Origin of the sequence: Streptomyces carpinensis, assembly GCF_002154505.1 — a bacterium.
Lineage (GTDB): Bacteria > Actinomycetota > Actinomycetes > Streptomycetales > Streptomycetaceae > Streptomyces > Streptomyces carpinensis.
Genome location: NZ_MUBM01000266.1, coordinates 71,945 through 92,443, shown reverse-complemented (window position 1 = coordinate 92,443; position 20,499 = coordinate 71,945). Strand labels below are relative to the sequence as shown.

The following is a 20,499-nucleotide window of genomic DNA, read 5'->3' as shown; positions in this document are numbered from 1 at the left end:
CTCGGCCGGTGACTCAGACGTTGCGCCGGTACTGGCCGCCGACCTCGAAGAACGCCTCCGTGATCTGTTGCAGAGTGCACACGCGGGCGGCGTCCATCAGCACGGCGAAGACGTTCTCGCCGGAGATCGCTGCCTGCTTCAGACGCTCCAGGTAGGCCCCGGCCTCCTCCCGATGCTCGGCCTGGAAGCTCTGCACCCGCTGCAACTGGGAGAGCTTCTCCTCCTCGGTGGCGCGGGCCAGTTCGAGGGTCCCCTGGCTCTGGTCGGTGTCGGCATGCGGGTTGCGGAAGGTGTTCACGCCGATGATCGGCAGGCTGCCCTCATGCTTGCGCTGCTCGTACAGCATGGACTCGTCCTGGATGCGGCCGCGCTGGTAGCCGGTCTCCATCGCGCCCAGTACACCACCGCGTTCGTTGATCCGGTCGAACTCGGTGAGCACCGCTTCCTCGACCAGGTCGGTGAGCTGGTCGATGATGAACGAGCCCTGCAGCGGGTTCTCGTTCATCGCCAGCCCCCACTCGCGGTTGATGATGAGCTGGATGGCCATCGCGCGGCGCACCGACTCCTCGGACGGGGTGGTGACGGCCTCGTCGTAGGCGTTGGTGTGCAGCGAGTTGGCGTTGTCGTAGATGGCGATCAGCGCCTGCAGGGTGGTGCGGATGTCGTTGAAGTCCATCTCCTGGGCGTGCAGGGAGCGGCCCGAGGTCTGGACGTGGTACTTGAGCTTCTGGGAGCGTTCGCCTGCGCCGTACTTCTCCTTCATCGCGACGGCCCAGATCCGTCGGGCGACCCGGCCGAGGACCGAGTACTCGGGGTCCATGCCGTTGGAGAAGAAGAACGACAGGTTGGGGGCGAAGTCGTCGATGTGCATGCCGCGCGCCAGGTAGGCCTCGACATAGGTGAAGCCGTTGGCGAGGGTGAACGCGAGCTGGCTGATCGGGTTGGCGCCGGCCTCGGCGATGTGGTAGCCGGAGATGGACACCGAGTAGAAGTTGCGGACCTTGTTGGCGATGAACCACTCCTGGATGTCGGCCATCATCCGCAGCGAGAACTCGGTGGAGAACAGGCAGGTGTTCTGGCCCTGGTCCTCCTTGAGGATGTCGGCCTGCACGGTGCCGCGCACGTTCGCCAGCGCGTGCGCGCGCAGCTCGGCCGCCTCCTCGGGCGAGGGGTCGCGGCCCTGGGCAGCGCGGAAGGCGTCTGTCTGCTGGTCGATGACGGTGTTGAGGAAGAACGCGAGCACGGTGGGTGCCGGACCGTTGATCGTCATCGACACCGAGGTCGTCGGTGCCACCAGGTCGAAGCCGTCGTAGAGCACCTTCATGTCCGCCAGGGTCGCGACCGAGACGCCGGAGGTGCCCACCTTGCCGTAGATGTCGGGACGCTGGTCGGGGTCACGACCGTAGAGGGTGACCGAGTCGAACGCCGTGGAGAGCCGGTTGGCCGGCTGGCCCTCGGAGAGCAGCTTGAACCGTCGGTTGGTGCGGAGCGGATCGCCCTCGCCGGCGAACATTCGCGCCGGGTCCTCGTCGTCGCGCTTGAACGGGAACACCCCGGCGGTGAAGGGGAAGCGGCCGGGCAGGTTCTCGCTGCGCCAGAACCGCACCAGTTCCCCGTGGTCGGTGAACCTCGGCAACGCCACGCGGGGAATCTCGTTGCCCGACAGGGACTGACGGGTCAGTCTGGTGCGGATCTCCCGATCCCGGACCGTCACGACCTGCTCGTCGCCGGAGTAGGACTCCACGACGGAGGGCCAGTTCCTGATCTGCTCCGCGACGGGGCTCGGGAGCTGTTCGCGGGCGAGCTTGAGCAACGACTCCACGTCTGCCGCCTCGGAGCCGGCCTGGACGAGCTCGTCCCTGACCAGTTCCAGGCGCTGCACCCGCCGGGCCGCCTCGGCGAGCCGCTCGCTCTCGGTGTGGTACCTGCGGACGGTCTCGGTGATCTCGGCGAGGTAGCGCACACGGCCGGCAGGCACCACCTGCCGGATGCCGGATGAGTGCCGCACGTCGACCGCGGGCAGCGCGCCCCCGGACAGCGGCCGCCCCTTCTCGGCCAGGACGGTCTTGAGGTGTTGGTAGAGCGCGGTGACACCGTCGTCGTTGAACGTCGCAGCGGATGTGCCGAACACCGGCATGTCCTCGGGCCGCATGCCGAATGCCTCGCGGTTGCGCACCAGTTGGCGGCCCACGTCGCGCAGCGCGTCCTTGGCGCCGCGGCGCTCGAACTTGTTGATCGCCACGACGTCGGCGAAGTCGAGCATGTCGATCTTCTCCAACTGCGAGGCGGCGCCGAACTCCGGTGTCATCACGTACATGGCGACGTCCACGAAGGGCACGATCGCCGCATCGCCCTGGCCGATGCCTGGCGTCTCCACGATCACCAGGTCGAACCCGGCGGCCTTGACCACGTCGATCACATCGGAGAGGTGCTCGGGCAGCTCGTGGCTGCCGCGGGTGGCGAGGCTCCGGAAGAAGACGCGGTGCCCGTCGAGGGTGTTCATCCGTATCCGGTCACCGAGCAGCGCGCCCCCGCCACGGCGGCGGGTCGGATCGACCGCGATCACCGCGATCCGCAACTTGTCCTGCTGGTCGACCCGGAACCGGCGGACCAACTCGTCGGTCAGCGACGACTTTCCGGAGCCGCCGGTGCCGGTGATGCCGAGCACCGGGGTGACCTGTGCCGCAGCGGTTGCACGCAGTCGTCCCAGCAGGTCCGGCGGCAGTTTGCCGAGTTCTGCGCCGGTGATGGCGCGGGCGATGGCGACTCGGTCGCCGGAAAGAATCGCGTCGGCGTCGGCCGGCCTGCGTTCCCAGAGGTCGAAGTCGCACTGCTCCACCACCGAGTTGACCATGCCGGCCAGGCCCATCCGCTGCCCGTCCTCGGGGGAGAAGATGGTCACGCCGCTCCGGCGCAGCCGGGTGATCTCCTCGGGCACGATGACGCCGCCGCCACCGCCCACCACGCGGATGTGCTCGGCTCCCTGCTCGCGCAGCGACTGGACCAGGTACTCGAAGTACTCGACGTGCCCGCCCTGGTAGGACGACACCGCCACGCCCTGGACGTCCTCCTCGAGTGCGGCGTCCACGACCTCCTGCACCGATCGGTTGTGTCCGAGGTGAATGACCTCGGCGCCCTGGGACTGGAAGATCCGCCGCATGATGTTGATCGACGCGTCGTGCCCGTCGAACAGGGCCGATGCGGTGACAAGGCGGACAGGGTGCACAGGACGGTGCAGATCGCTCATGGGGGGCCTTCCCGGACAGGTCAACAGGGCGCTGACGAAGAGATAGTAGGACGTCCTAGTAAATTGCGGTGGCTGATCGTGGTGTGAGCAGAAGCACAGTGAGGAGCGAGCCGGGGCCTCCATGCCGGGTCACGCGGCCGGGGCAGGCCATCGCGCTCGGCTCAACCCCTTCCTGAAGAAGGGCTACACCCTCCTCTGCGTGTGGGATCTCACCGCCGTGCGAGCCTCCTCGATGGCCTGTCCGAGCCCGCGGGGATCGCGCGCGTCGCCGATCGTCTTCACGCCCGTTCCACCCCAGCGGACCCGTCCGCGTCGCCCGGCGAGTACGACCGCGTCGGCGGAGACGACGTCACCGTCATCGGCGTGGACCCCGTCGGATGTCAGGGCCACTGGACGACCCGGACGGACAGCTACGCCGGCCCGGTCCAGCCTGGCCCTGAGAGCGCGGCGGGCGACGCCACTCGTGTCGTCGCCGACGCGTGTGTCGGCGAGAAGAGTCACCGAGGAGCCACGATCGCTCAGCCAGAGCGCCACACTCAGCGCCTCCGAACCCGATCCCAGCACCACAGGACGGCTGGGCCGCAGCGACGAGCCGTGCGTCGAGGGCAGCCCTGCCAGCAGGTCGTCGACGACCCAGGCCGGCAGTTTCTCGTAGCCGTCCAGCGGTGGGATCAGGGTCTCGGCGCCGACCGCGCACAACACCAGGTCCGCATCGGCGAGTTCGGGCGCGTCGGGGCGGACCTCGTGTCCGAGCACGACGTCGACCCGGAGGCGTGCGAGTTCGCGTTCGTACCATGCGGCCAGCTCGCCGAAGTGGGCCATGGGAGGCGTCATGCCCGCGAGCGCGGCGGCGCCGCCGAGCCGAGCACGCGCTTCCCACAGTGTCACGTGGTCGCCGGCCTCGGCTGCGACCCGCGCGGCCTCCATCCCCGCTGGTCCACCACCCACGACGGCCACTTTCCGCCTGTGCGTGGCAGCCGCCGTGCCCAGTACCGGCGGACGCCCGATGTCCGGATTGACCGTGCAGGAGATCTCACCGCCCGTCTGGAGCGGTCCTGCGCAGCCCTGCAGTGTTCCCACGCACGGCCGAATGGCCGCATCCCGCCGGGCGCGTGCCTTCGCGACCCACCTGGGGTCGGCGAGCAACTGGCGCCCCACGCCTACCGCGTCGCAGGAGCCGGCGGAGATCGCGGCCCGGGCGGTCACCGGATCACGGAACCCGCCGACGGCGACGACCGGCACGGCCACGGCTCGCTTGACGACCTCCGCTGCGTGGAGGAACGCCGGCTCGGGGTCGTCGAGGACAGGAATGGTCCACGGGACGGACCCGTACACGCCTCCCGAGACGATCAGCCCGTCGGCCCCGGCCTCGGCGAAGATCTGCCCGACCGCGGCCGCGTCGTCCGGCCGCATCCCTCCGGGAACCAGATCGTCACCGTTGATGCGGACCAGAAGGGAGAGTCCCGGTACTCGCTCCTTCACACGTGTGATCAGTTCACGGCCGAACGTGGCGCGTTCGCGCAGGCCGGCTCCGCCGAAGCGATCGGTGCGCTGATTGCTCTGCGCGGACAGGAACTGCTGGATCAGATAGCCGTGTCCGCCGTGCAGTTCGACGACGTCGAAGCCCGCGTCCGCAGCCCGTACGGCAGCATCCACGAAGGCTTCGACGATCTTCTCCGCCTCGGCGGTCGACAGTTCCCGGGGTGTGTCGGACACATGGACGGGTGGCGCGATCGCCGACGGCCCGACCGGTGCGGTTCGCGTGACCTTGGGGGACACCTGGCGGCCGCCGTGGCCGAGTTGCAGACTCGCCAGGGCACCGTGCCGATGGATGACCTCCGTGACGCACGAAAGTCGTTCGACCACCCCGGACGCCCACATCCAGGGGATCTTGCGTTCGACGCGCCCCTCCGGGCTGACGGCGCCGAACGCGACCGTGGCGAGGCCCACATCCGCTGCGATCACCGAGAAGTGGTCGGCCAGCCGGTCGTCCGGAAGACCGTCCTCGTATCCGAAACCGGTCGTCATCGCGGAGAGCATCACTCTGTTCCGCAGGACGACACCGCCGAGCTTCAGAGGCCGAAACAGCACGTCTTCCGGCCGCGAGTCATCCGCGAAGACCTCGGCCATCACGCGACACCCGCACGGGACGAGAGACGGGGAGCCTCTGTGATCCCCTTCTCGGACAGCTCCTTCGCCAGTTCCTCACGGAGACGGAACTTGCGGATCTTCGTACCCGACATCGGCCACTCCGTCACGAATCTCACATACCGCGGGACCTTGAAGGTCGCGATCCTGCCGACGCAGTACTCGATCAGTTCCTTCTCGGTCACCACTGCGCCGTCGTTGAGCTCGACGAAGGCCGCGGGGACTTCGCCGTAGCGGCGGTCCGGGGCCGCGACCACCTGGACCAGCCGGACGGCCGGATGCCTGCTGAGGTAGTCCTCGACCTCGGCGGCCGCGACGTTCTCGCCCCCCACCTTGAGCATGTCCTTGATTCGCCCGACGAAGGTGTAGCGACCCGCCTCGTCGAGCACTCCCACGTCGCCGGTGTGGAACCACCCGTCCCGGTCGATCACCGCCTCCGTCAGCTCGGGGGCGTTGTGGTAGCCCACGAAGCAGCCCACCCCCCGCAGCAGCGTCTCACCGTGCGTGCCCGCGGGAGCGTCTTCTCCCGTGGCACGGTCGACCACGCGCACCTCGACCGTGGGCATCGGGTAGCCGCCGGTCGTGAGCCGTACCTCCGGCGGATCGGTCGGCCGGTTGAAGGCGAAGTACGACGCCGTCTCCGTCATCCCGCTGGACTGCATGTTGACCGCGGTCGGCAGCCGCTCCTGCATGATGCGCTGCTTCTCCGGCACACCGGCGGTCTGTACGATCCGCAGCGCCGAGAGGTCGGTGGACGCGAAGTCGGGGTGGTCGAGGACCGGAAGCCAGAGCGGTTCGAAGACCGGCATGGCGACGGTGACGCGCTCTGCCGACAGCTGGTGAAGAGCACGGCCGGCCTCGAAGGTTCTGGCATGGATGTACGTGGCGCCGGCCGCCAGACAGGCGAGCAACGACATGAGGCCACCCGTGTGGAACATCGGGAGCGGCGTCCAGAACCTGTCGTCCCGCGTCAGCCCGTAGCAGTGTGCGCCGACGCAGCGAGCCTGCGCCACTACCGCGCGGTGCGTGAGCACCGCACCCTTCGGACTCGCCGTGGTCCCGGACGTATACATGATCATCGCCGGCGCGTCGGCGCGCATCCGGCCGCGCCGCTCGGTCAGTTCCGGACCGTCGACACCTTCCGCGGCCGCGGCGACCTCGTCGGGCGGCACCGTTCCGGGCAGGGGCTCGCCGTCCAGCCACAGCACGGCGGTGAGACACGGCGCCGCGTGCAGCTGCAACGCCCTCGGCTCCTGCTCCGCGAGGTCGGGGAAGACGGACGGGAGAAGTCCGTGGGCCGCCGACGCATCGGGGCCGTCCGTCGGACTTCCCGCGGTGAGCAGCACCCTGGCGTCGCAGTCCGCGACGACATGGCCGAGCTCCGTCTCCTTGAACCGCAGGTTGATCGGGACGCTGGTGGCACCGGCCAGGGCGGTGCCGAGGATCGCGACCGCGTAGAGCGCACTGTTGGGCAGCATGACGGCGACCTTGTCGCCGTCCTCGACACCAAGTGAGACCAGCGCGCGGGCGAGGCGGTCCGCCCGGTCCGCAAGTTCCCGCCAAGTCAGCCTGGCCTCGGGAAAGACGAGACCTTCCGCCCCGGAATCGGCCGCCAGCCGCTCCTCGAGCAGACCGGGCAGGACATCGGCCCTTGGCAACTCGGTCATCACCGTGTTCCTTCCAGCAGTTGAGTGTCTGGGCGCGCGATGCCAGGTACGTCGCTGATCGTTCCGGCGAGCGGGGCACGGCGACATGCGGCAGGCGCCATCCGCCGGGGTTTCTTCGGACGCTGCACGCCGGCTCGGGACATAGTTCCGACCAACCGTTTGGTGCAATGATTTCTAGGACCATCCGGCACCGGATGTCAACAGGGGGTGTTGCCCCGTGAACTCGACACCCGCGGAACGTCGGCCGGCCCCGGCGTCAGACGCTGAAACCGCCGTCCACGTCGAGGCATTGGCCCGTGATGTACCGGGCGCGCGAGGATGCGAGAAAGGCGACCGCCTCCGCCACGTCCCGTGCCCTGCCGAATCGACGGAGCGGCACACGCTTGAGTGCGAACTCCTGCGCCTGCTCGCTGAAGTCGCCGTTGTCGATGATCGCTCCGCCGATGCCCTCCTCGAGGATTCCGGGCCCGACGCAGTTCGCCCGGACGCCGTAGCGTCCCTCCTCGGCGGCGATGGCCTTGACCAGGGCCTCGACGGCCGCCTTGGGGCTCGCCGACAGGCAGTCGCGCACCGGGTACTGGCGGACCGCCACGGTGGTCACCGCGACCAGCGACCCCCGGGAGGCCCGCAGGTGGGGCAGGGCCGCCTTGGCCAGGTTGAAGAAGGCGACGTACTCGTCGTCGACGTGCCTGCGGAACAGGTCGGCGTCGATGTCCGTCAGGTAGCGCTGGGGGATCAGCGGTCCGGAGGCGTGGACGACGGCGTCGAGGCCGCCGAGCGCCGTCGTCAGTTCCTCCACGCATCGCATGGCGGCGTCGGTGTCGGACAGGTCGACCGCGCGGGACTCCACCGGCCGGCCGGTCTCGTCGCGCAGCTGTGCCGCCAGCAGTTGAGCCGATTTCGCGTTCGAGCGGTAGGTGAAGGCGATGTCGTGTCCGCTCCCGGCGAGGAGCCGGCAGGTCTCGGAACCGATCGCGCCGGTACCGCCGGTGACGAGGACGCGAGGCCGACGGGTCGGGGTCTCCATGGCTGGGGCCCTTTCGGTGAGGTGGTTCTTCTCTGGACGCGGCGATGCACGGTGTCGCGGTGAACCTTCGGCCGGGGGCGTCTCAGGCACCCAGGGGTGGCGGAGGGCGTCGACGGTCGTGCCGGGCTGGAGGGGACTGGATTCCGGCTGGTGCCGTCCTCGGGGATCGACGACCGCGCCGAAACGCTCGCCGGGCCGGGATCTGCTCCAGCAGGTGCTCCAACGCGTCGCCGGCGACGGTCCCACGCGTCTGCACCACACGTCAGCCGTAGCGGCGAAGAACGTGCTGCATCCGACGTGACTGCCCGGCCCGGCCCCCTTGCGGTTGCTGTCGCGTCGCCGCCCGCCGCCTTGTCTCTCCTCTCGGCCGGCCCCTAGGATACTATCAAACGGTTGGTTGGTAATGTTCGGTGCACTCCGGGAGGCAGCGGTGCCGAAGGTGTTGTCTGAGGCAGTTCCGGACGCGGTTCCGGAAGCAGTTGGGGACGCGGTCGGGGTCCGTCGGCTCGATCATGTCGCTCTGGCCGTCCGGGACCTCGACCGTGCCTGGGCGATGTTCGGTGAGACTCTCGGCGGTCGGTTCGTCACCGGCGGGGACAACGACGAGACCGGCATCCGGCTGCTGCACCTGCACCTCGGTGGTTTCAAGATCGAGCTCATGCAGCCGCTGCGTGCCGACTCGCTCCTGTCCCACACGCTCGATCGGCGCGGCGAGGGAATGCACCATGTGACCTTCGTGGTGGACGACCTCGGTACGACTGCCGACGTCCTTCCGGACGCGGGCTATCCGCTGACCGGCACGGACCTGTCCAACCCGGTCTGGCGAGAGACGTTCGTCAGACCGTCGGCCACCCAGGGCGCCCTGGTCCAGTTCGTCGACACCACGCGCGACTGGAGCCAGGGTGTCGACGGAGTCGACCTCGACACCGTGCTGCGGGGCGGCGCGGTGTTCCGCGGTGCCGTCCCCTGTGTGCGCCGCACCGCCCGGACGCCTGCCGATGCCGTCCACACGACTTTCGATCAGGTTCCGCAGCGCATCGATGGGGTGTCTCATGACTGAGGGTGCCACGGAGACGGAGCCGTTCGCGGGCCGGACGGTGGTCGTCACCGGCGCCGGTGGAGGAGTCGGCCAGGTCCTGGTGCGCGGCTTCGGCGAGCAGGGAGCGCGTGTCGTGGCCGTCGACCGTGACACCGCGGCGCTGGACCGCCTGAGGACGGACACCGACGTCGTGTGCGTGCCGGCCGACGTGTCGAAGGCCGAGGACGTCAGGCGCGTCGTGGGCGAGGCCGGCGCGGTGGACGTCCTGGTCAACAACGCCGCTGTCATCGATCGCCTCGGCATGGCGCACGAGGTGGCCGTGGAGGAGTGGCACAGACTGCTCGACGTCAATCTGACCGGGCCCTTCCTCTTCTGCAACACCGTGCTGCCGGGCATGCTGGAGCGCGGGCGCGGCGTCATCGTCAACGTCGCCTCGGTCGCCGGGGTACGCGGAGGCCGCGCCGGGGCGGCGTACACCGTCTCCAAGCACGGTCTCGTCGGGCTGACGAAGAACATCGCCGCGACCCTGGGGGACCGCGGTATCCGGAGCAACGCCGTGTGCCCCGGATCCATCCGGACGGGCATGCAGGACGTCACCGACGCCTTCCCGTCCGCGCTCGAGGCGCTCTCGCGCGACAGGCGCAAGCCGGCCCCGGCGCTGCCCGAGGAGATCGCCTCGGTTGTCATGTTCCTCGCGTCGGACGCGGCTGCGCGCATCAACGGGGTCGCGCTGCCCGTCGACTCGGGGTCGCTGGCGTTCTGAGCGCTGAGCCCCGTCGGTGTCCTGCCCGGTCCCCGTCGCAGGGCAGGGCCCCCGCCAGCACGTGTTCGGTTGAATATTAGGGAGCGGAACTGTGGCCAAGCTGACCTTTGGCGGCGACGTCAAACGTACCTTCTGCACGCTGTGCCCGCAGCACTGCGGCATGCTCATCCAGATCGACAAGGACGGCCACCCGATCGCGTTCGACGGTGACCTGCACAACCCCGTCGCCAAGGGGAAGCTGTGCATCAAGGGCACCACCGCGATCGAGGTGCACAACCACCCGGACCGGCTCAACCACCCGATGAAGCGGGTCGGTGAACGGGGCGAGGGCAAGTGGGAGCGCATCTCGTGGGAGCAGGCCCTCGACGAGATCGCCGAGAAGCTCGCCGACATCCGCGACCGCGAGGGGCCCGAGGCCCTCGCCACCCTCGGAGGTACGCACAAGACCCCCGGTGACTGGGCGAGCTGGCGCTTCGCGTGCGACTTCGGCACCCCGAACTTCGTCAGCCAGGGCCGCAACTGCGGCGTCGGCGAGTACATCGCCGAGGTGTCGGTCTACGGCTGGGACACCGTGTACCAGTCGCCGCACCCGGGCGTCACCAAATGCCTCGTCATCTGGGGCTCCAACCCGGCCGAGTCCTCTCCGCCGTCCTTCGAGCGGCTCCGCGCGTGCCAGGCGCAGGGTGCCAAGCTGATCGTCGTCGACCCGCGGCGCACCAAGACCGCAGCGCGGGCGGACCTCCACCTCCAGCTGCGTCCGCGGACGGACGGCGCGCTCGCCCTCGGGCTGATCCACGTCATGATCCGGGACGACATCTACGACAAGGAGTTCGTCGATCGGTGGTGCCTCGGCTTCGACGAGGTGCGGGCCGAGGCCGCGAAGTGGACGCCGGAGCGTACCGAGGAGATCACCGGCGTGCCCGCCGCCGACATCGTCGAGGCCGCGCACATCTATGCCACGAGCGGTCCGGCCCGCCTCATGTTCGGTGTCGCCCCGACACAGCTCGGTGAGGGCGCATCCCGCTCCGCCGTCCTCGGCCGGGCCATCCTGCGCGCCATCTCGGGCAACCTCGACATCCCCGGTGGTGAGCCGCTGGGCAACCCCTACGACAAGACGCATTTCGCCTGGCTCGAGAACATGAACTTCGAGAAGCTGGTCGACCACCCGCTGCGGACGCGTGAGAGCGTCAACGCCCACGAGACCCGGATCACCTCGATCACCGGCTACAAGGCGTTCCGGGAGGCCACTCGGCGGATCTACCCCGACGGCCACACCGGCACGGCGTACGTCCTCTTCGCGAGCCAGCCGGCCATCTACCGCGCGGTCGTCGAGCAGGACCCGTATCCGATCCGCGCGATCATCGTCCAGTGCGGTGAGCCGTTGCTGTCGATGGGGGCCGGTCAGGCGGCCTACAAGGCTTTCACGAGTCCCGAGCTCGAGCTGCTCGTCTCGATGGACATGTGGATGACGCCGACGGCGCAGCTCGCCGACTACGTCCTGCCCGCCGCCGACTTCATGGAGCGCGCGGACCTCAGCGCCCACTGGGGCATCGGCAACTTCTTCGTCGTGGGGCAGCAGTCCTCGACGACGATCGGTGAGCGGCGCAACGACTACGACCTCTGGGCGGGCCTCGGCCGTAGGCTCCTGGACCCCGACAACTGGCCGGAGACGGTCGAGGGGATGTTCGACCGATTCCTCGCTCCGTCGGGCAGGACGTACCGGGAGTGGGCCGAGGGCGAGGTCAACCACCATTTCACCCGGCCGAAGTGGCGCAAGTACGAGGAGCACGGCTTCGCCACGCCGTCGGGCAAGGTCGAGCTGGTGCCCAGCATGTTCGAGCGGTTCGACATCGATCCCTCGCCCGTCTACACCGGGCCGCCCTACTCGAAGCCGGACGCGCCGGAGGACGAGTACCCGCTCCAGATGATTCCCGGCAGCCGGGTCCGCGAGCTGACCGCGTCGAACCTGCGGCAGAGCGCGCGGCTCAACCGGCTCCACCCCGAGCCGCTCTGCGACATCCACCCGGAGACGGCCGAGCGGTGGGGCATCACCGACGGCGAGTGGATGGTCATCGAACGGCCGGAGGGCGTGATCCGCCAGCGTGCCCGCTTCGACGCGACGATGCGCAAGGACACCATCAACCCCGACGGGTACTGGTGGGAGCCGAGCCAGGCACAGAACGAGCCGCACCTGTCGGGTGTCTGGGTCTCCAACGCCAACGCCATCACCCCCAGCGACCCGAAGCTCTCGAACTTCGCGGGGGACCAGCCGCTGCGCGGCGCTCGGTGCCGGATCCGGGCCGCCCAGGCGCCCGTCCCGGTCATGCCGGTGACGCCGTGAGCGGGGCGGCCGCGAAGGCGTTCGGCGGGCGTGCCGGCGGGGCTCTGGTCGTCGGGGGCAGCGGCGCCATCGGCGGCGCGGTCGCCGAGCGGCTGGCGGAGATGGGCGCCGACATCACCCTGACCTACAGCGGCAGCGCCGAGCGGGCCCACGCCCTGGCCGGCCGCCTCGGCGGCCCCGGCCGCGTCGCTCGGGCGGCCAGGATGGACCTGCGGGACGCCGAGCAGGTGCGGTCCGCCGTCGAGGACGCGGTGGAGAGGCACGGCGGCCTGCACACCGTGGTCCTGGCCGCGTCACCGACGAACCATCAGGTCCACGTGAGCCGACTCGATCCCGCGCGGTACGCCGAGCAACTCGCGGTCGACTCCGGCGGCACCTTCCGCGTCGTCTCGGCCGTGCTCCCCGCGCTGCGGGAGAGCCGTGGCTCGGTCGTCGTGGTGAGCACGGTGGCCAACCGCCGGTTCGTCCTGAGGGATGTCCTGTCCTCGGGCCCCAAGGCGGCGAACGAGGCTCTCGTCCGTGCGGTGGCAGCGGAGGAGGGACGCTTCGGCGTGCGGGCCAACGCGGTCGGTGTGGGCATCCTCGACGAGGGGATGACGCAGGTTCTCGTCGACAGCGGCGACATCCGGCCCGGCGACCTCGAGCACGCACTGACCCGGATACCGCTGCGCAGCTACGGGAAGGCGAGGGACATCGCGGCGGCCGTGGCGTTCCTGGCCTCCGACGACGCGCGCTACGTCACGGGTCAGTGGATCGACGTGGACGGCGGGTACGGTTTGTGACATGCGAGTGGGCGGGCGGACACGGCTGGGGCCGTGTCCGCCCGCCCACTGCTGCTTTCCGGTACCTGGTGATCGCCGCCGGGCCGGTCACGCACTGAGCACCGCGGCCGGCCGCGGTGCTCAGTGGGCGGGGGCCGAGGCCGGTCAGGTCACGTCGATGACCGTCTTGACCACCGACTGGGGCTCGTCGAGGGCGTACCTGAGCGCCTGCTGGGTGTCGGACAGCGCGAACCGGTGGCTGACGAGCCTCATGACCTTCGACTCGTAGCGCCGGCTCAGAGCGATGGCGCCGGGGAAGTCGAGCGTCGCGCGGCTGCCGTAGACGTCGAGCTCCTTGCTGGTGAACAGGCGCATGTTCACGCGCAGTTCCTGCTCCGAGACGCCGACGATGGAGATCCGGCCGCCGACGGCGACCACCTCGAAGGCCGACCGTGCGACGGTCGGTGCTCCGGTGGCCTCGATGACGACGTCGGCCCCGTCGCCGTCGGTCCAGCGCAGCACGCGCTCCGGGAGCTGGGCGAGTCCGGGGACGGTCTCCTCGGCGCCGAGTTCCGCGGCGAGGTCCAGGCGTGCCCGGTGCTGGTCGACGACGAGGACGCGTGCCCCGCGATCGGTGGCCGCGAGTACCGCGCCCAGGCCGATCGGTCCGGCGCCCAGGACCACGACCCGCTCCCCTTCGGTGACGGAGGGCCGGGCGACCGAGCGAAGGCTGACCGACAGCGTTTCGGCCAGGGCGGTGGCCGTGGGGGACAGCGACCCGGCGGAGTGGCAGTTGACGGCCGGCAGGACCAGCTCCTCCTGGAATCCTCCCGGACGGTGGATCCCGATGGCGATCATGTTCTGGCAGGTGTTGCGGCGTCCGTGGCGGCAGGCCCGGCACTGCCCGCAGGACGTGACCGGCTCCACCGCGACCCGGTCGCCCACGGTCAGGCGGGCGGCCGCCGAGGGGGAGATCTCGACCACCCGGGCACTGATCTCGTGCCCTTGGACCACGGGGTAGTCGACGGGATAGGAGCCGTCGAAGACATGCAGGTCGGTGCCGCAGACGCCGACGCACTCGACGCGCAGTCTGACATCTCCGTCGGATAGTTCAGGGGGCTCGACCTTGCTGAGGCCTATGGCGAACGGCTCGGTGGTGCGGGCTGCGGAGTGCATGGTCCTCCTCGGTGCCAGGGTCACGGGTGGTGAGGTGTGCCGTCGGGGTCGGGTGCTCGGGCGTGCGGGTGGTCAGGCCGCGACGAAGCCGTGCCGGTTTCCGGAGTGGCCGCCTCGGGGTCCGGCGCGGTGAGCCGGGGGCACCGCGCCGGAGCAGTGTGCGGGTTCAGTCGGCGGCGGTCGCCGGCGCGGGCAGAGCGGCCACGGCGGGATGGTCCCCGTCGATGGGACCGAGGGGAGCCGCGCCGCCCGGACTGCCCAGCTCGGCGAAGAACTCGACGTTGATCGAGGCGTAGTGGCCGAGGTCCTCGGGCACGTCGTCCTCGAAGAAGATCGCCTCGACGGGGCACACAGGCTCGCAGGCACCGCAGTCGACGCACTCGTCCGGATGGATGTAGAGCATCCGCGAGCCCTCGTAGATGCAGTCGACGGGGCACTCGTCGACGCAGGCTCGATCCTTGATGTCGACACACGGTTGGGCGATGACGTAGGTCATGCGGCGGCACCCCTCATATTTCAAGCAAACAGTTGGTTGAATATATTCGACGGCGTGATGCCGCGTCCACCCTCGGTCCGGCAGGTCTCGACTGTTCAGCGCCAGGCGGCGAGGACTCCGCGGACGGCCGCGACCAGGGCTAGCGGCTGGTCCAGCAGGACGTGGTGCCCGGCTGACGGCACGAGGGCCAGTGGCGTCCTGCCGTGGCGGGAGACGGCGGCGGGCGACCGTGAGGCCGCCCCGAAGACCTCGACGGCTTGCGGGGTCAGGTAGGAGTTCTCGCCCATGACGACGGCGTACGGGCAGGCGCTGTCGCTCAGTGAGCCCTCGAAGCGGGCGATCCGGTTCCCGGCGCCGGTGCCCCCGCCGTTGCCCGCGAAGATCCGGGGGTCGAAGCGCCAGCGGTACCCATGGGTGGTCGCCGTGAGACCGTGCCAGGCGATGTGCCGCAGGTACCAGCTGTTTGAGCACTCCTGGCGTGGGATCAGGCGGAAGCGTGCGATGGGGACCTCCGGGTCGGCGTGGAAGCGCGTCGGCGCGTCGGCCCGGGCGGCGATCTCGCCCTCCGGGGCCGGGGCGCTGTCCCACACCGGAGAGTCGACCACGACGAGCCGGCCGATGGTGTCGCCTGCCGTGACGGCGAGGTGGGCCGAGACGATGCCGCCCATGGAGTGGGCGATGACAACGGGTGGCGCCGTGGACGTGGCCCCTGCGACGGCGCGGACCTCCCCGGCCCATTGGGTGACGGTGTAGCCGTCCGGCCGCCAGTCGCTCAGGCCGTGGCCGGACAGGTCCATCGCAACGACCGGCCCCCGGGATCGCAGCAGGGGCGCGAGCGGGCTCCACCAGTGCGCGTGCGCGCTTCCGCCATGGACGAGGAGCGTGGCCGGTCCCGGCCCGCCGGGCCAGCGCAGGTAGCGGATGCGGGCTCCTTCGTGCTTGACCTCCCCGACCGTGGGTTCGTCCAGCGTGGTGCGCCGGAACCACTCCGGGGTGTCGGCGGCCTCGTGGCGCAGCGGGTCCGGAAGGTATCGGGCCTCGCCGGCCTGGGCGGGTGCGGGCCGCTCGGGCGGCGAGTGGGTTGCGTGATCCAGCATGATGGTAAATTACCAAACAGACGGTCGGTTGTATGGTGAAGTGCCGTGCGACCCGAGACCGCGGCCCGGCCCACCGGATCCCGCCGTGGGCCCCGAGCTGCTTGGAGTGTCATGCTCTCGACAGCAAACATCTACCACACCGGATTCGTCGTGCCCTCGATCGAGGACGCGATGAAGGAGTTCACCGCCGTCTTCGGGGTGTCCTGGACCAGGACCGAGGAGCGGGAGATGCCCGTGCTCACCCCCGACGGGCCGGTCCTCGCGCAGATGCGCTTCGCCTACTCCCAGGGCGGAGAGCCTCGCATCGAACTGCTCGAGCCGGTCGCCGGCACCATCTGGGAGCAGCCCGTCCAACCCGGGGGCGGCCCCAGTTCCGCGCACCACATCGGCGTGTGGGCCGAGGACTTCCAGAAGACCTCGGAGGAGCTCGAGGCGGTGGGCTGCCCCCGGGTGCTCACCTACGACGACGGCTCGGGCAGGGCGGTGCGCTTCGCCTATCACCGCATGGCCAGCGGGGCGATCGTCGAGATCATCGACGCGACCCGGCGTGCCGAGCTCGAGGCGTGGTTCGAGGGCGCCGCGTACCCGGCGGCCGTCGAAGGTGACTGAGAGCCCGGCGGCGGCCGCGTCGCGGCTGCTCGCTGCATACGCCTGGCTCATCGACGACCGCCGCTGGACCGACTTCGGCGAGGTCTTCACCGATGACGTCGTCGCGGACTACGAGGCGTTCACATGCAGGGGCGCCGACGCGCTCGGCAGCCGGATGGAGTCCATCCATGCCGGTCTCGACGCCACCCAGCACCTGGTCGGGTCGGTGCTCGTCACCGGCCGGGCCGGCGACGTCCGTGTGCGCAGCCACGTGCAGGCGACCCTCGTCAAGCGCGGTCTTCCGGGAGGCCGCAGCCTCACCGTGGGCGCGCGCTACGACGATCGGATCGTCCGCGGCGCCGATGGCTGGCGGATCGCGGAACGACGCACGCAGGGACTCTGGGTGCGGGGCAACCGGGACATCCTCCCGTGGACGGCCGATCGAGGGCGCCTCGAGCCGTCCGACTCTCCTCGGAAGGGGCGACACACATGACCGCACCCAAGCGAGGACGTCCGCGTCGCGGTCCGGACCCTGAGCGCTTCCACGAGATCGTCGACGCCGCTGCGCAGATCATCCATCGGAAGGGCTACAGCGCGACGAGCATCCAGGACATCGCCGAGGCCGTCGGCGTGCTCAAGGGGAGCCTGTACCACTACGTGAAGTCCAAGGAGGACTTCCTCTACGCGATCATCGACGGTGCGACCCAGGTCGCGTTGCAGGAGATCCAGGCGGTGGCCCGGATGGAGGCCGGCCCGGTCGACAGGCTGACCGCCTTCGTCGGCACGCACGTTCGCTTCGCCACCAGTCACCTCACGGCCTACTCGATCCGCCTTCGGGAGATGCGGGAGCTCGGCCAGGAGCGGCGCGAGAAGATCCAGGCCGACGGAGCCGCCTACAACCAGGTCATGCGGGACGTCCTCGTCCAGGGACAGCAGCAGGGTGTCTTCGACGCCGGCATGGACGTCGACCTCATGACCACGATCGTCCTCGGGCAGATGAACGCGCTCACCCGGTGGTACCGGGAGGACGGCCCCTACACGCCCGAGCAGCTGGCCGACGTCTTCGCGCGCACCGTCGTGAGCGCCGTCATCTCCGATCGGGGCCTTGAGGGCGAGGGCGTCGAGGGGCTACGGCACCGCATCCGGGCGGCCCCTCGGGCGGACCTGGCCGCACAGGCCTGATCCCGCACCGTGGCCCGGCACCCCTCGACGGTGCCGGGCCGCAGGCCTCTTCACCCTTGGCACGGTGACTGCCGTGGGCTAAATTTCATCTAACGATCGATTGGTTGAAAGGAGTGACGTGACCGAAGAAGAACTCGGCACCATCGTGGGCCGGCCCCTCCCCGGCGGGGAGTACGTCATCGAGCCGTACGTGGACTGGCTCCTCAACGACGTCGTCGGCGGAGTGGTCGACGGCCACTGGGCGCACCCGCTCTTCGCCTACATGGCGACGGCGCGGGGCAAGGGAGTCACCTGGGACGAAGTCTTCGAGATCTGCGGCGCCACCGCGGCGGACGGCCCGATGTTCGGCGAGCACGAGACGGAGCTCCTGCGCCCGCTCGAGGTCGGCGAGAGGGTGACGGTCTCCGGCCGGTTCACCTCGGCCGTGCGCAAGGAGGGCAGGCGCACCGGCGTCTTCGACGTCATCGGCTTCGAGGTCGAACTGCGTGGCGCCGACGGCGCGACGGCGGCACGCACACGCAACTCCATCGTCTTCCCCAGGAGGTCGGCGGCATGACGGTCCGTCCCGGCGACGCGATTCCCTCCTGGGAGATCTCGGACGTGTCCCGAGAGAAGATGAAGACGATGGCCGCACTGCTGGCCGACTCGAACCCGATCCACTTCGACCTCGAGTCGGTGCGCAAGCTCGGCATGGGGACCCGGCCCGTCAACCAGGGCCCGAGCAACCTCGCCTACCTGATGAACATGCTGGCCGCCTGGACCGGTGGCCACGAGCACCTGCGCAAGGTCACGGTGCGCTTCCGCAGCAACGTGCTCGGCGACGACCACGTCATCGCCCGAGGCACCGTCACCGACGTCCGCGAGAAGGACGGCCGCGTCCTCGCCGACTGCGAGGTCGAGCTCCTCGTCGAGGGACGGGACACGGCGCTGAGCGGTACGGCCACCGTCGACGTCACGCACATGACCGAGCGGCCCTGAGGCCGCGCGCCCCACGCACACATCCGTACGACACTGGGAGACCCCATATGACCGAGGCGTACATCGTCGACGCCGTCCGCACCCCCACCGGGCGCAGGGGCGGCGGCCTCAGTTCCCTGCACCCGGCCGACCTGCTCGGCTCCGTGCTGCAGGCGCTCGTCGACCGCAGCGGGATCGACCCCGGCGCGGTCGACGACGTCATCACCGGTTGCGTCGCGCAAATGGGCGCCCAGGCGTGGAACATCGGCCGCAACGCATGGCTCTCGGCGGGCCTCCCGGAGCACGTGCCCGCGGTGACGATCGACCGGCAGTGCGGCTCGTCGCAGCAGGCGGTGACGTTCGCCTCGTACGGCATCAAGGCAGGCGAGCAGGACCTCGTGATCGCCTGCGGCGTGGAGGCGATGAGCACCGTCCCGCTCAACAGCTCGGGTGACCCGGGACTCGGTTTCGGGTACCCCTTCGGGGGCCAGGGCTGGGCGGACCGGTTCGGGGACCAGGAGATCCACCAGTTCCGTGGCGGCGACCTCATCGCCGAGAAGTGGGGGATCGGCCACGAGGAGATGTTCGACCTCGCCCTGCGCAGCCACGGCAACGCCGCCCGCGCCCAGGACGAGGGCCGCTTCGACCGCGAGATCATCGAGGTCGGCGGGGTCGGCCGGGACGAAGGTGTCCGGCGTGACTCGACGAAGGAGAAGATGGCCGGCCTCGCACCGATCCGGCCCGGAGGCCTTCACAACGCCGCCCTCGCGAGCCAGATAGCCGACGGCGCGGCTGCCGTGCTCCTCGCATCCGAACGCGCCGTGGAGAGGTACGGACTGACACCGCTGGCACGCGTGCACACGACGACGGTCGTCGGTGCCGATCCGGTGCTCATCCTGACGGGCCCGATCCCCGCGACCGGCAGGGCGCTCGAGCGCAGTGGGCTGACACCGGACCGGATCGACCTGTTCGAGTGCAACGAGGCCTTCGCGGCCGTCGTGCTCGCCTGGGCAAAGGAGATCGGAGCGGACCTCACCCGGGTGAACGTCAACGGTGGCGCCATGGCTCTGGGGCATCCCCTCGGTGCGAGCGGCGCCAGGCTGATGACGACGCTCGTCCACGAACTCGTCCGGTCCGGCGGCCGGTACGGCCTCCAGACCATGTGCGAAGGCGGCGGACTCGCGAACGCCACCGTCATCGAACGGGTGTGACCATGGAACTGACCCACACGGTCGCCGTCGTCACCGGCGGTGCGTCGGGGATCGGCGAGGGCGTCGTACGGATGCTCGTCAACAACGGCGGTTCGGCCGCCATCTTCGACCTGCCCGGCAGCAACGGTGCGGAACTCGCCCGGGAACTCGGGCCGTCGGTCGCGTTCTTCCCCCTCGACATCACCGTCCCGGAGCAGGTGGAGACGGCGGTCTCCGACGTCGTCGAGCACTTCGGGCGGATCGACGTTCTCGTCAACAGCGCCGGTATCAGCCCGGCGAGTCGCGTCGTCGCCAGGGACGGCAGCCTCTTCCCGCTCGACCTCTACCGCAGGGGCATCGAGGTCAATCTCATCGCCGCGTTCGACGTCCTGCGCAATGTCGCCGGTGTGATGGCCCGCAACGAGCCGAGCCACGAGGGGGAGCGGGGACTCGTCGTCAACATCGGCTCCATCGCGGCCTTCGAGGGGCAGGTCGGTCAGGCGTCCTACTCCGCCGGCAAGGGCGGGCTGGTCGCGATGACCCTGCCGCTCGCCCGGGACCTCGCGTCCCACGGCGTGCGTGTCATGACCATCTGCCCCGGCACCATCGACACGCCGATGGTCCAGCAGGCCAGCCAGGAGATCCGCGACTACCTGCGCGACGCCAACGTCTTCCCCAAGCGGCTCGGCGCCGCCGAGGACATAGCGGCGGTGGTCCGCACCTGCATCGAGACGACCTACCTCAACGGTGAGGTGATCCGCGTCGACGCGGCCGTCCGGATGGCGCCGCGCTGATGCCCCGACATGAGAACGAGGTGGAG

18 protein-coding genes are annotated in these 20,499 nt (G+C 70.0%); 11 read left to right on the top strand and 7 right to left on the bottom strand.

The window, feature by feature from the left end; genetic code table 11:
* Positions 1–13: 13 nt before the first annotated feature.
* The 4 genes from icmF to BZY54_RS32020 all read right to left on the bottom strand — a co-directional run bounded on the left by icmF (position 14) and on the right by BZY54_RS32020 (position 8,089).
* Positions 14–3,247, bottom strand: coding sequence for a fused isobutyryl-CoA mutase/GTPase IcmF (icmF, locus tag BZY54_RS32035; RefSeq protein WP_086728819.1), 3,234 nt, complete (start codon positions 3,245–3,247; stop codon positions 14–16).
* A 183-nt stretch (positions 3,248–3,430) separates the two neighbouring features.
* Entirely contained in the window at positions 3,431–5,377 is a 1,947-nt protein-coding gene (locus BZY54_RS32030) for an oxidoreductase (protein ID WP_086728818.1), read from the bottom strand.
* Positions 5,377–7,062, bottom strand: coding sequence for an AMP-binding protein (locus tag BZY54_RS32025; RefSeq protein WP_158103952.1), 1,686 nt, complete (start codon positions 7,060–7,062; stop codon positions 5,377–5,379). Before BZY54_RS32025 ends, BZY54_RS32030 begins: the two co-directional genes overlap by 1 nt.
* 256 nt (positions 7,063–7,318) lie before the next feature.
* On the bottom strand, positions 7,319–8,089 hold the full coding sequence (locus BZY54_RS32020; RefSeq protein WP_086728816.1) for an SDR family NAD(P)-dependent oxidoreductase: 771 nt from the start codon (positions 8,087–8,089) through the stop codon (positions 7,319–7,321).
* Positions 8,090–8,492: 403 nt separating this feature from the next.
* Between BZY54_RS32020 and BZY54_RS32015 the strand changes: the two genes are divergently transcribed.
* The 4 genes from BZY54_RS32015 (at position 8,493) to BZY54_RS32000 (ending at position 13,014) form a co-directional block, all read left to right on the top strand.
* Positions 8,493–9,149, top strand: a complete 657-nt coding sequence (locus BZY54_RS32015; RefSeq protein ID WP_086728815.1) for a VOC family protein — start codon at positions 8,493–8,495, stop codon at positions 9,147–9,149.
* Entirely contained in the window at positions 9,142–9,891 is a 750-nt protein-coding gene (locus BZY54_RS32010; protein ID WP_086728814.1) for an SDR family NAD(P)-dependent oxidoreductase, read from the top strand. The genes BZY54_RS32015 and BZY54_RS32010 overlap by 8 nt, the downstream gene beginning before the upstream one ends.
* A 91-nt stretch (positions 9,892–9,982) precedes the next feature.
* Positions 9,983–12,232, top strand: coding sequence for a molybdopterin-containing oxidoreductase family protein (locus tag BZY54_RS32005; protein WP_086728813.1), 2,250 nt, complete (start codon positions 9,983–9,985; stop codon positions 12,230–12,232).
* Positions 12,229–13,014 (top strand): SDR family NAD(P)-dependent oxidoreductase, encoded by a 786-nt coding sequence (locus BZY54_RS32000; RefSeq protein ID WP_086728848.1) that lies wholly within the window; start codon positions 12,229–12,231, stop codon positions 13,012–13,014. The genes BZY54_RS32005 and BZY54_RS32000 overlap by 4 nt, the downstream gene beginning before the upstream one ends.
* Before the next feature lie 144 nt (positions 13,015–13,158).
* Here BZY54_RS32000 and BZY54_RS31995 read toward each other — a convergent pair whose 3' ends face one another.
* From BZY54_RS31995 to BZY54_RS31985, 3 genes are all read right to left on the bottom strand, one after another.
* Complete coding sequence (locus BZY54_RS31995; RefSeq protein WP_086728812.1) at positions 13,159–14,169, bottom strand: zinc-binding dehydrogenase; 1,011 nt, start codon at positions 14,167–14,169, stop codon at positions 13,159–13,161.
* 166 nt (positions 14,170–14,335) lie between these two features.
* Positions 14,336–14,665 (bottom strand): ferredoxin, encoded by a 330-nt coding sequence (gene fdxA, locus BZY54_RS31990; protein WP_086728811.1) that lies wholly within the window; start codon positions 14,663–14,665, stop codon positions 14,336–14,338.
* Positions 14,666–14,760: 95 nt separating this feature from the next.
* Entirely contained in the window at positions 14,761–15,762 is a 1,002-nt protein-coding gene (locus BZY54_RS31985) for an alpha/beta fold hydrolase (RefSeq protein WP_086728810.1), read from the bottom strand.
* Positions 15,763–15,873: 111 nt separating this feature from the next.
* On the opposite strand from BZY54_RS31985, the gene BZY54_RS31980 reads away from it, so the two are divergent.
* The 7 genes from BZY54_RS31980 to BZY54_RS31950 all read left to right on the top strand — a co-directional run bounded on the left by BZY54_RS31980 (position 15,874) and on the right by BZY54_RS31950 (position 20,473).
* Positions 15,874–16,371, top strand: coding sequence for a VOC family protein (locus tag BZY54_RS31980; protein WP_086728809.1), 498 nt, complete (start codon positions 15,874–15,876; stop codon positions 16,369–16,371).
* The gene (locus BZY54_RS31975; RefSeq protein WP_158103950.1) at positions 16,364–16,843 is read left to right on the top strand and encodes a nuclear transport factor 2 family protein; all 480 of its coding nucleotides are present in this window, start codon (positions 16,364–16,366) and stop codon (positions 16,841–16,843) included. The genes BZY54_RS31980 and BZY54_RS31975 overlap by 8 nt, the downstream gene beginning before the upstream one ends.
* The gene (locus BZY54_RS31970) at positions 16,840–17,532 is read left to right on the top strand and encodes a TetR/AcrR family transcriptional regulator (RefSeq protein WP_086728807.1); all 693 of its coding nucleotides are present in this window, start codon (positions 16,840–16,842) and stop codon (positions 17,530–17,532) included. Before BZY54_RS31975 ends, BZY54_RS31970 begins: the two co-directional genes overlap by 4 nt.
* Positions 17,533–17,650: 118 nt before the next feature.
* Positions 17,651–18,088, top strand: a complete 438-nt coding sequence (locus BZY54_RS31965; protein WP_208640839.1) for a hypothetical protein — start codon at positions 17,651–17,653, stop codon at positions 18,086–18,088.
* Positions 18,085–18,510 (top strand): MaoC family dehydratase, encoded by a 426-nt coding sequence (locus BZY54_RS31960; RefSeq protein ID WP_086728805.1) that lies wholly within the window; start codon positions 18,085–18,087, stop codon positions 18,508–18,510. Before BZY54_RS31965 ends, BZY54_RS31960 begins: the two co-directional genes overlap by 4 nt.
* A gap of 47 nt (positions 18,511–18,557) precedes the next feature.
* Complete coding sequence (locus BZY54_RS31955) at positions 18,558–19,700, top strand: acetyl-CoA C-acyltransferase (protein WP_086728804.1); 1,143 nt, start codon at positions 18,558–18,560, stop codon at positions 19,698–19,700.
* Between the two features lie 2 nt (positions 19,701–19,702).
* Positions 19,703–20,473 (top strand): SDR family NAD(P)-dependent oxidoreductase, encoded by a 771-nt coding sequence (locus BZY54_RS31950; RefSeq protein WP_086728803.1) that lies wholly within the window; start codon positions 19,703–19,705, stop codon positions 20,471–20,473.
* Positions 20,474–20,499 lie beyond the last annotated feature (26 nt).

Excerpts from the sequence above, each read along its gene's own strand:
- icmF (WP_086728819.1), bottom strand. The coding sequence starts at position 3,247 with ATGAGCGATCTGCACCGTCCTGTGCACCCTGTCCGCCTTGTCACCGCA.
- BZY54_RS32030 (WP_086728818.1), bottom strand. The coding sequence starts at position 5,377 with ATGGCCGAGGTCTTCGCGGATGACTCGCGGCCGGAAGACGTGCTGTTT.
- BZY54_RS32025 (WP_158103952.1), bottom strand. The coding sequence starts at position 7,062 with ATGACCGAGTTGCCAAGGGCCGATGTCCTGCCCGGTCTGCTCGAGGAG.
- BZY54_RS32020 (WP_086728816.1), bottom strand. The coding sequence starts at position 8,089 with ATGGAGACCCCGACCCGTCGGCCTCGCGTCCTCGTCACCGGCGGTACC.
- BZY54_RS32015 (WP_086728815.1), top strand. The coding sequence starts at position 8,493 with ATGTTCGGTGCACTCCGGGAGGCAGCGGTGCCGAAGGTGTTGTCTGAG.
- BZY54_RS32010 (WP_086728814.1), top strand. The coding sequence starts at position 9,142 with ATGACTGAGGGTGCCACGGAGACGGAGCCGTTCGCGGGCCGGACGGTG.
- BZY54_RS31995 (WP_086728812.1), bottom strand. The coding sequence starts at position 14,169 with ATGCACTCCGCAGCCCGCACCACCGAGCCGTTCGCCATAGGCCTCAGC.
- fdxA (WP_086728811.1), bottom strand. The coding sequence starts at position 14,665 with ATGACCTACGTCATCGCCCAACCGTGTGTCGACATCAAGGATCGAGCC.
- BZY54_RS31985 (WP_086728810.1), bottom strand. The coding sequence starts at position 15,762 with ATGCTGGATCACGCAACCCACTCGCCGCCCGAGCGGCCCGCACCCGCC.
- BZY54_RS31980 (WP_086728809.1), top strand. The coding sequence starts at position 15,874 with ATGCTCTCGACAGCAAACATCTACCACACCGGATTCGTCGTGCCCTCG.
- BZY54_RS31970 (WP_086728807.1), top strand. The coding sequence starts at position 16,840 with ATGACCGCACCCAAGCGAGGACGTCCGCGTCGCGGTCCGGACCCTGAG.
- BZY54_RS31960 (WP_086728805.1), top strand. The coding sequence starts at position 18,085 with ATGACGGTCCGTCCCGGCGACGCGATTCCCTCCTGGGAGATCTCGGAC.
- BZY54_RS31955 (WP_086728804.1), top strand. The coding sequence starts at position 18,558 with ATGACCGAGGCGTACATCGTCGACGCCGTCCGCACCCCCACCGGGCGC.
- BZY54_RS31950 (WP_086728803.1), top strand. The coding sequence starts at position 19,703 with ATGGAACTGACCCACACGGTCGCCGTCGTCACCGGCGGTGCGTCGGGG.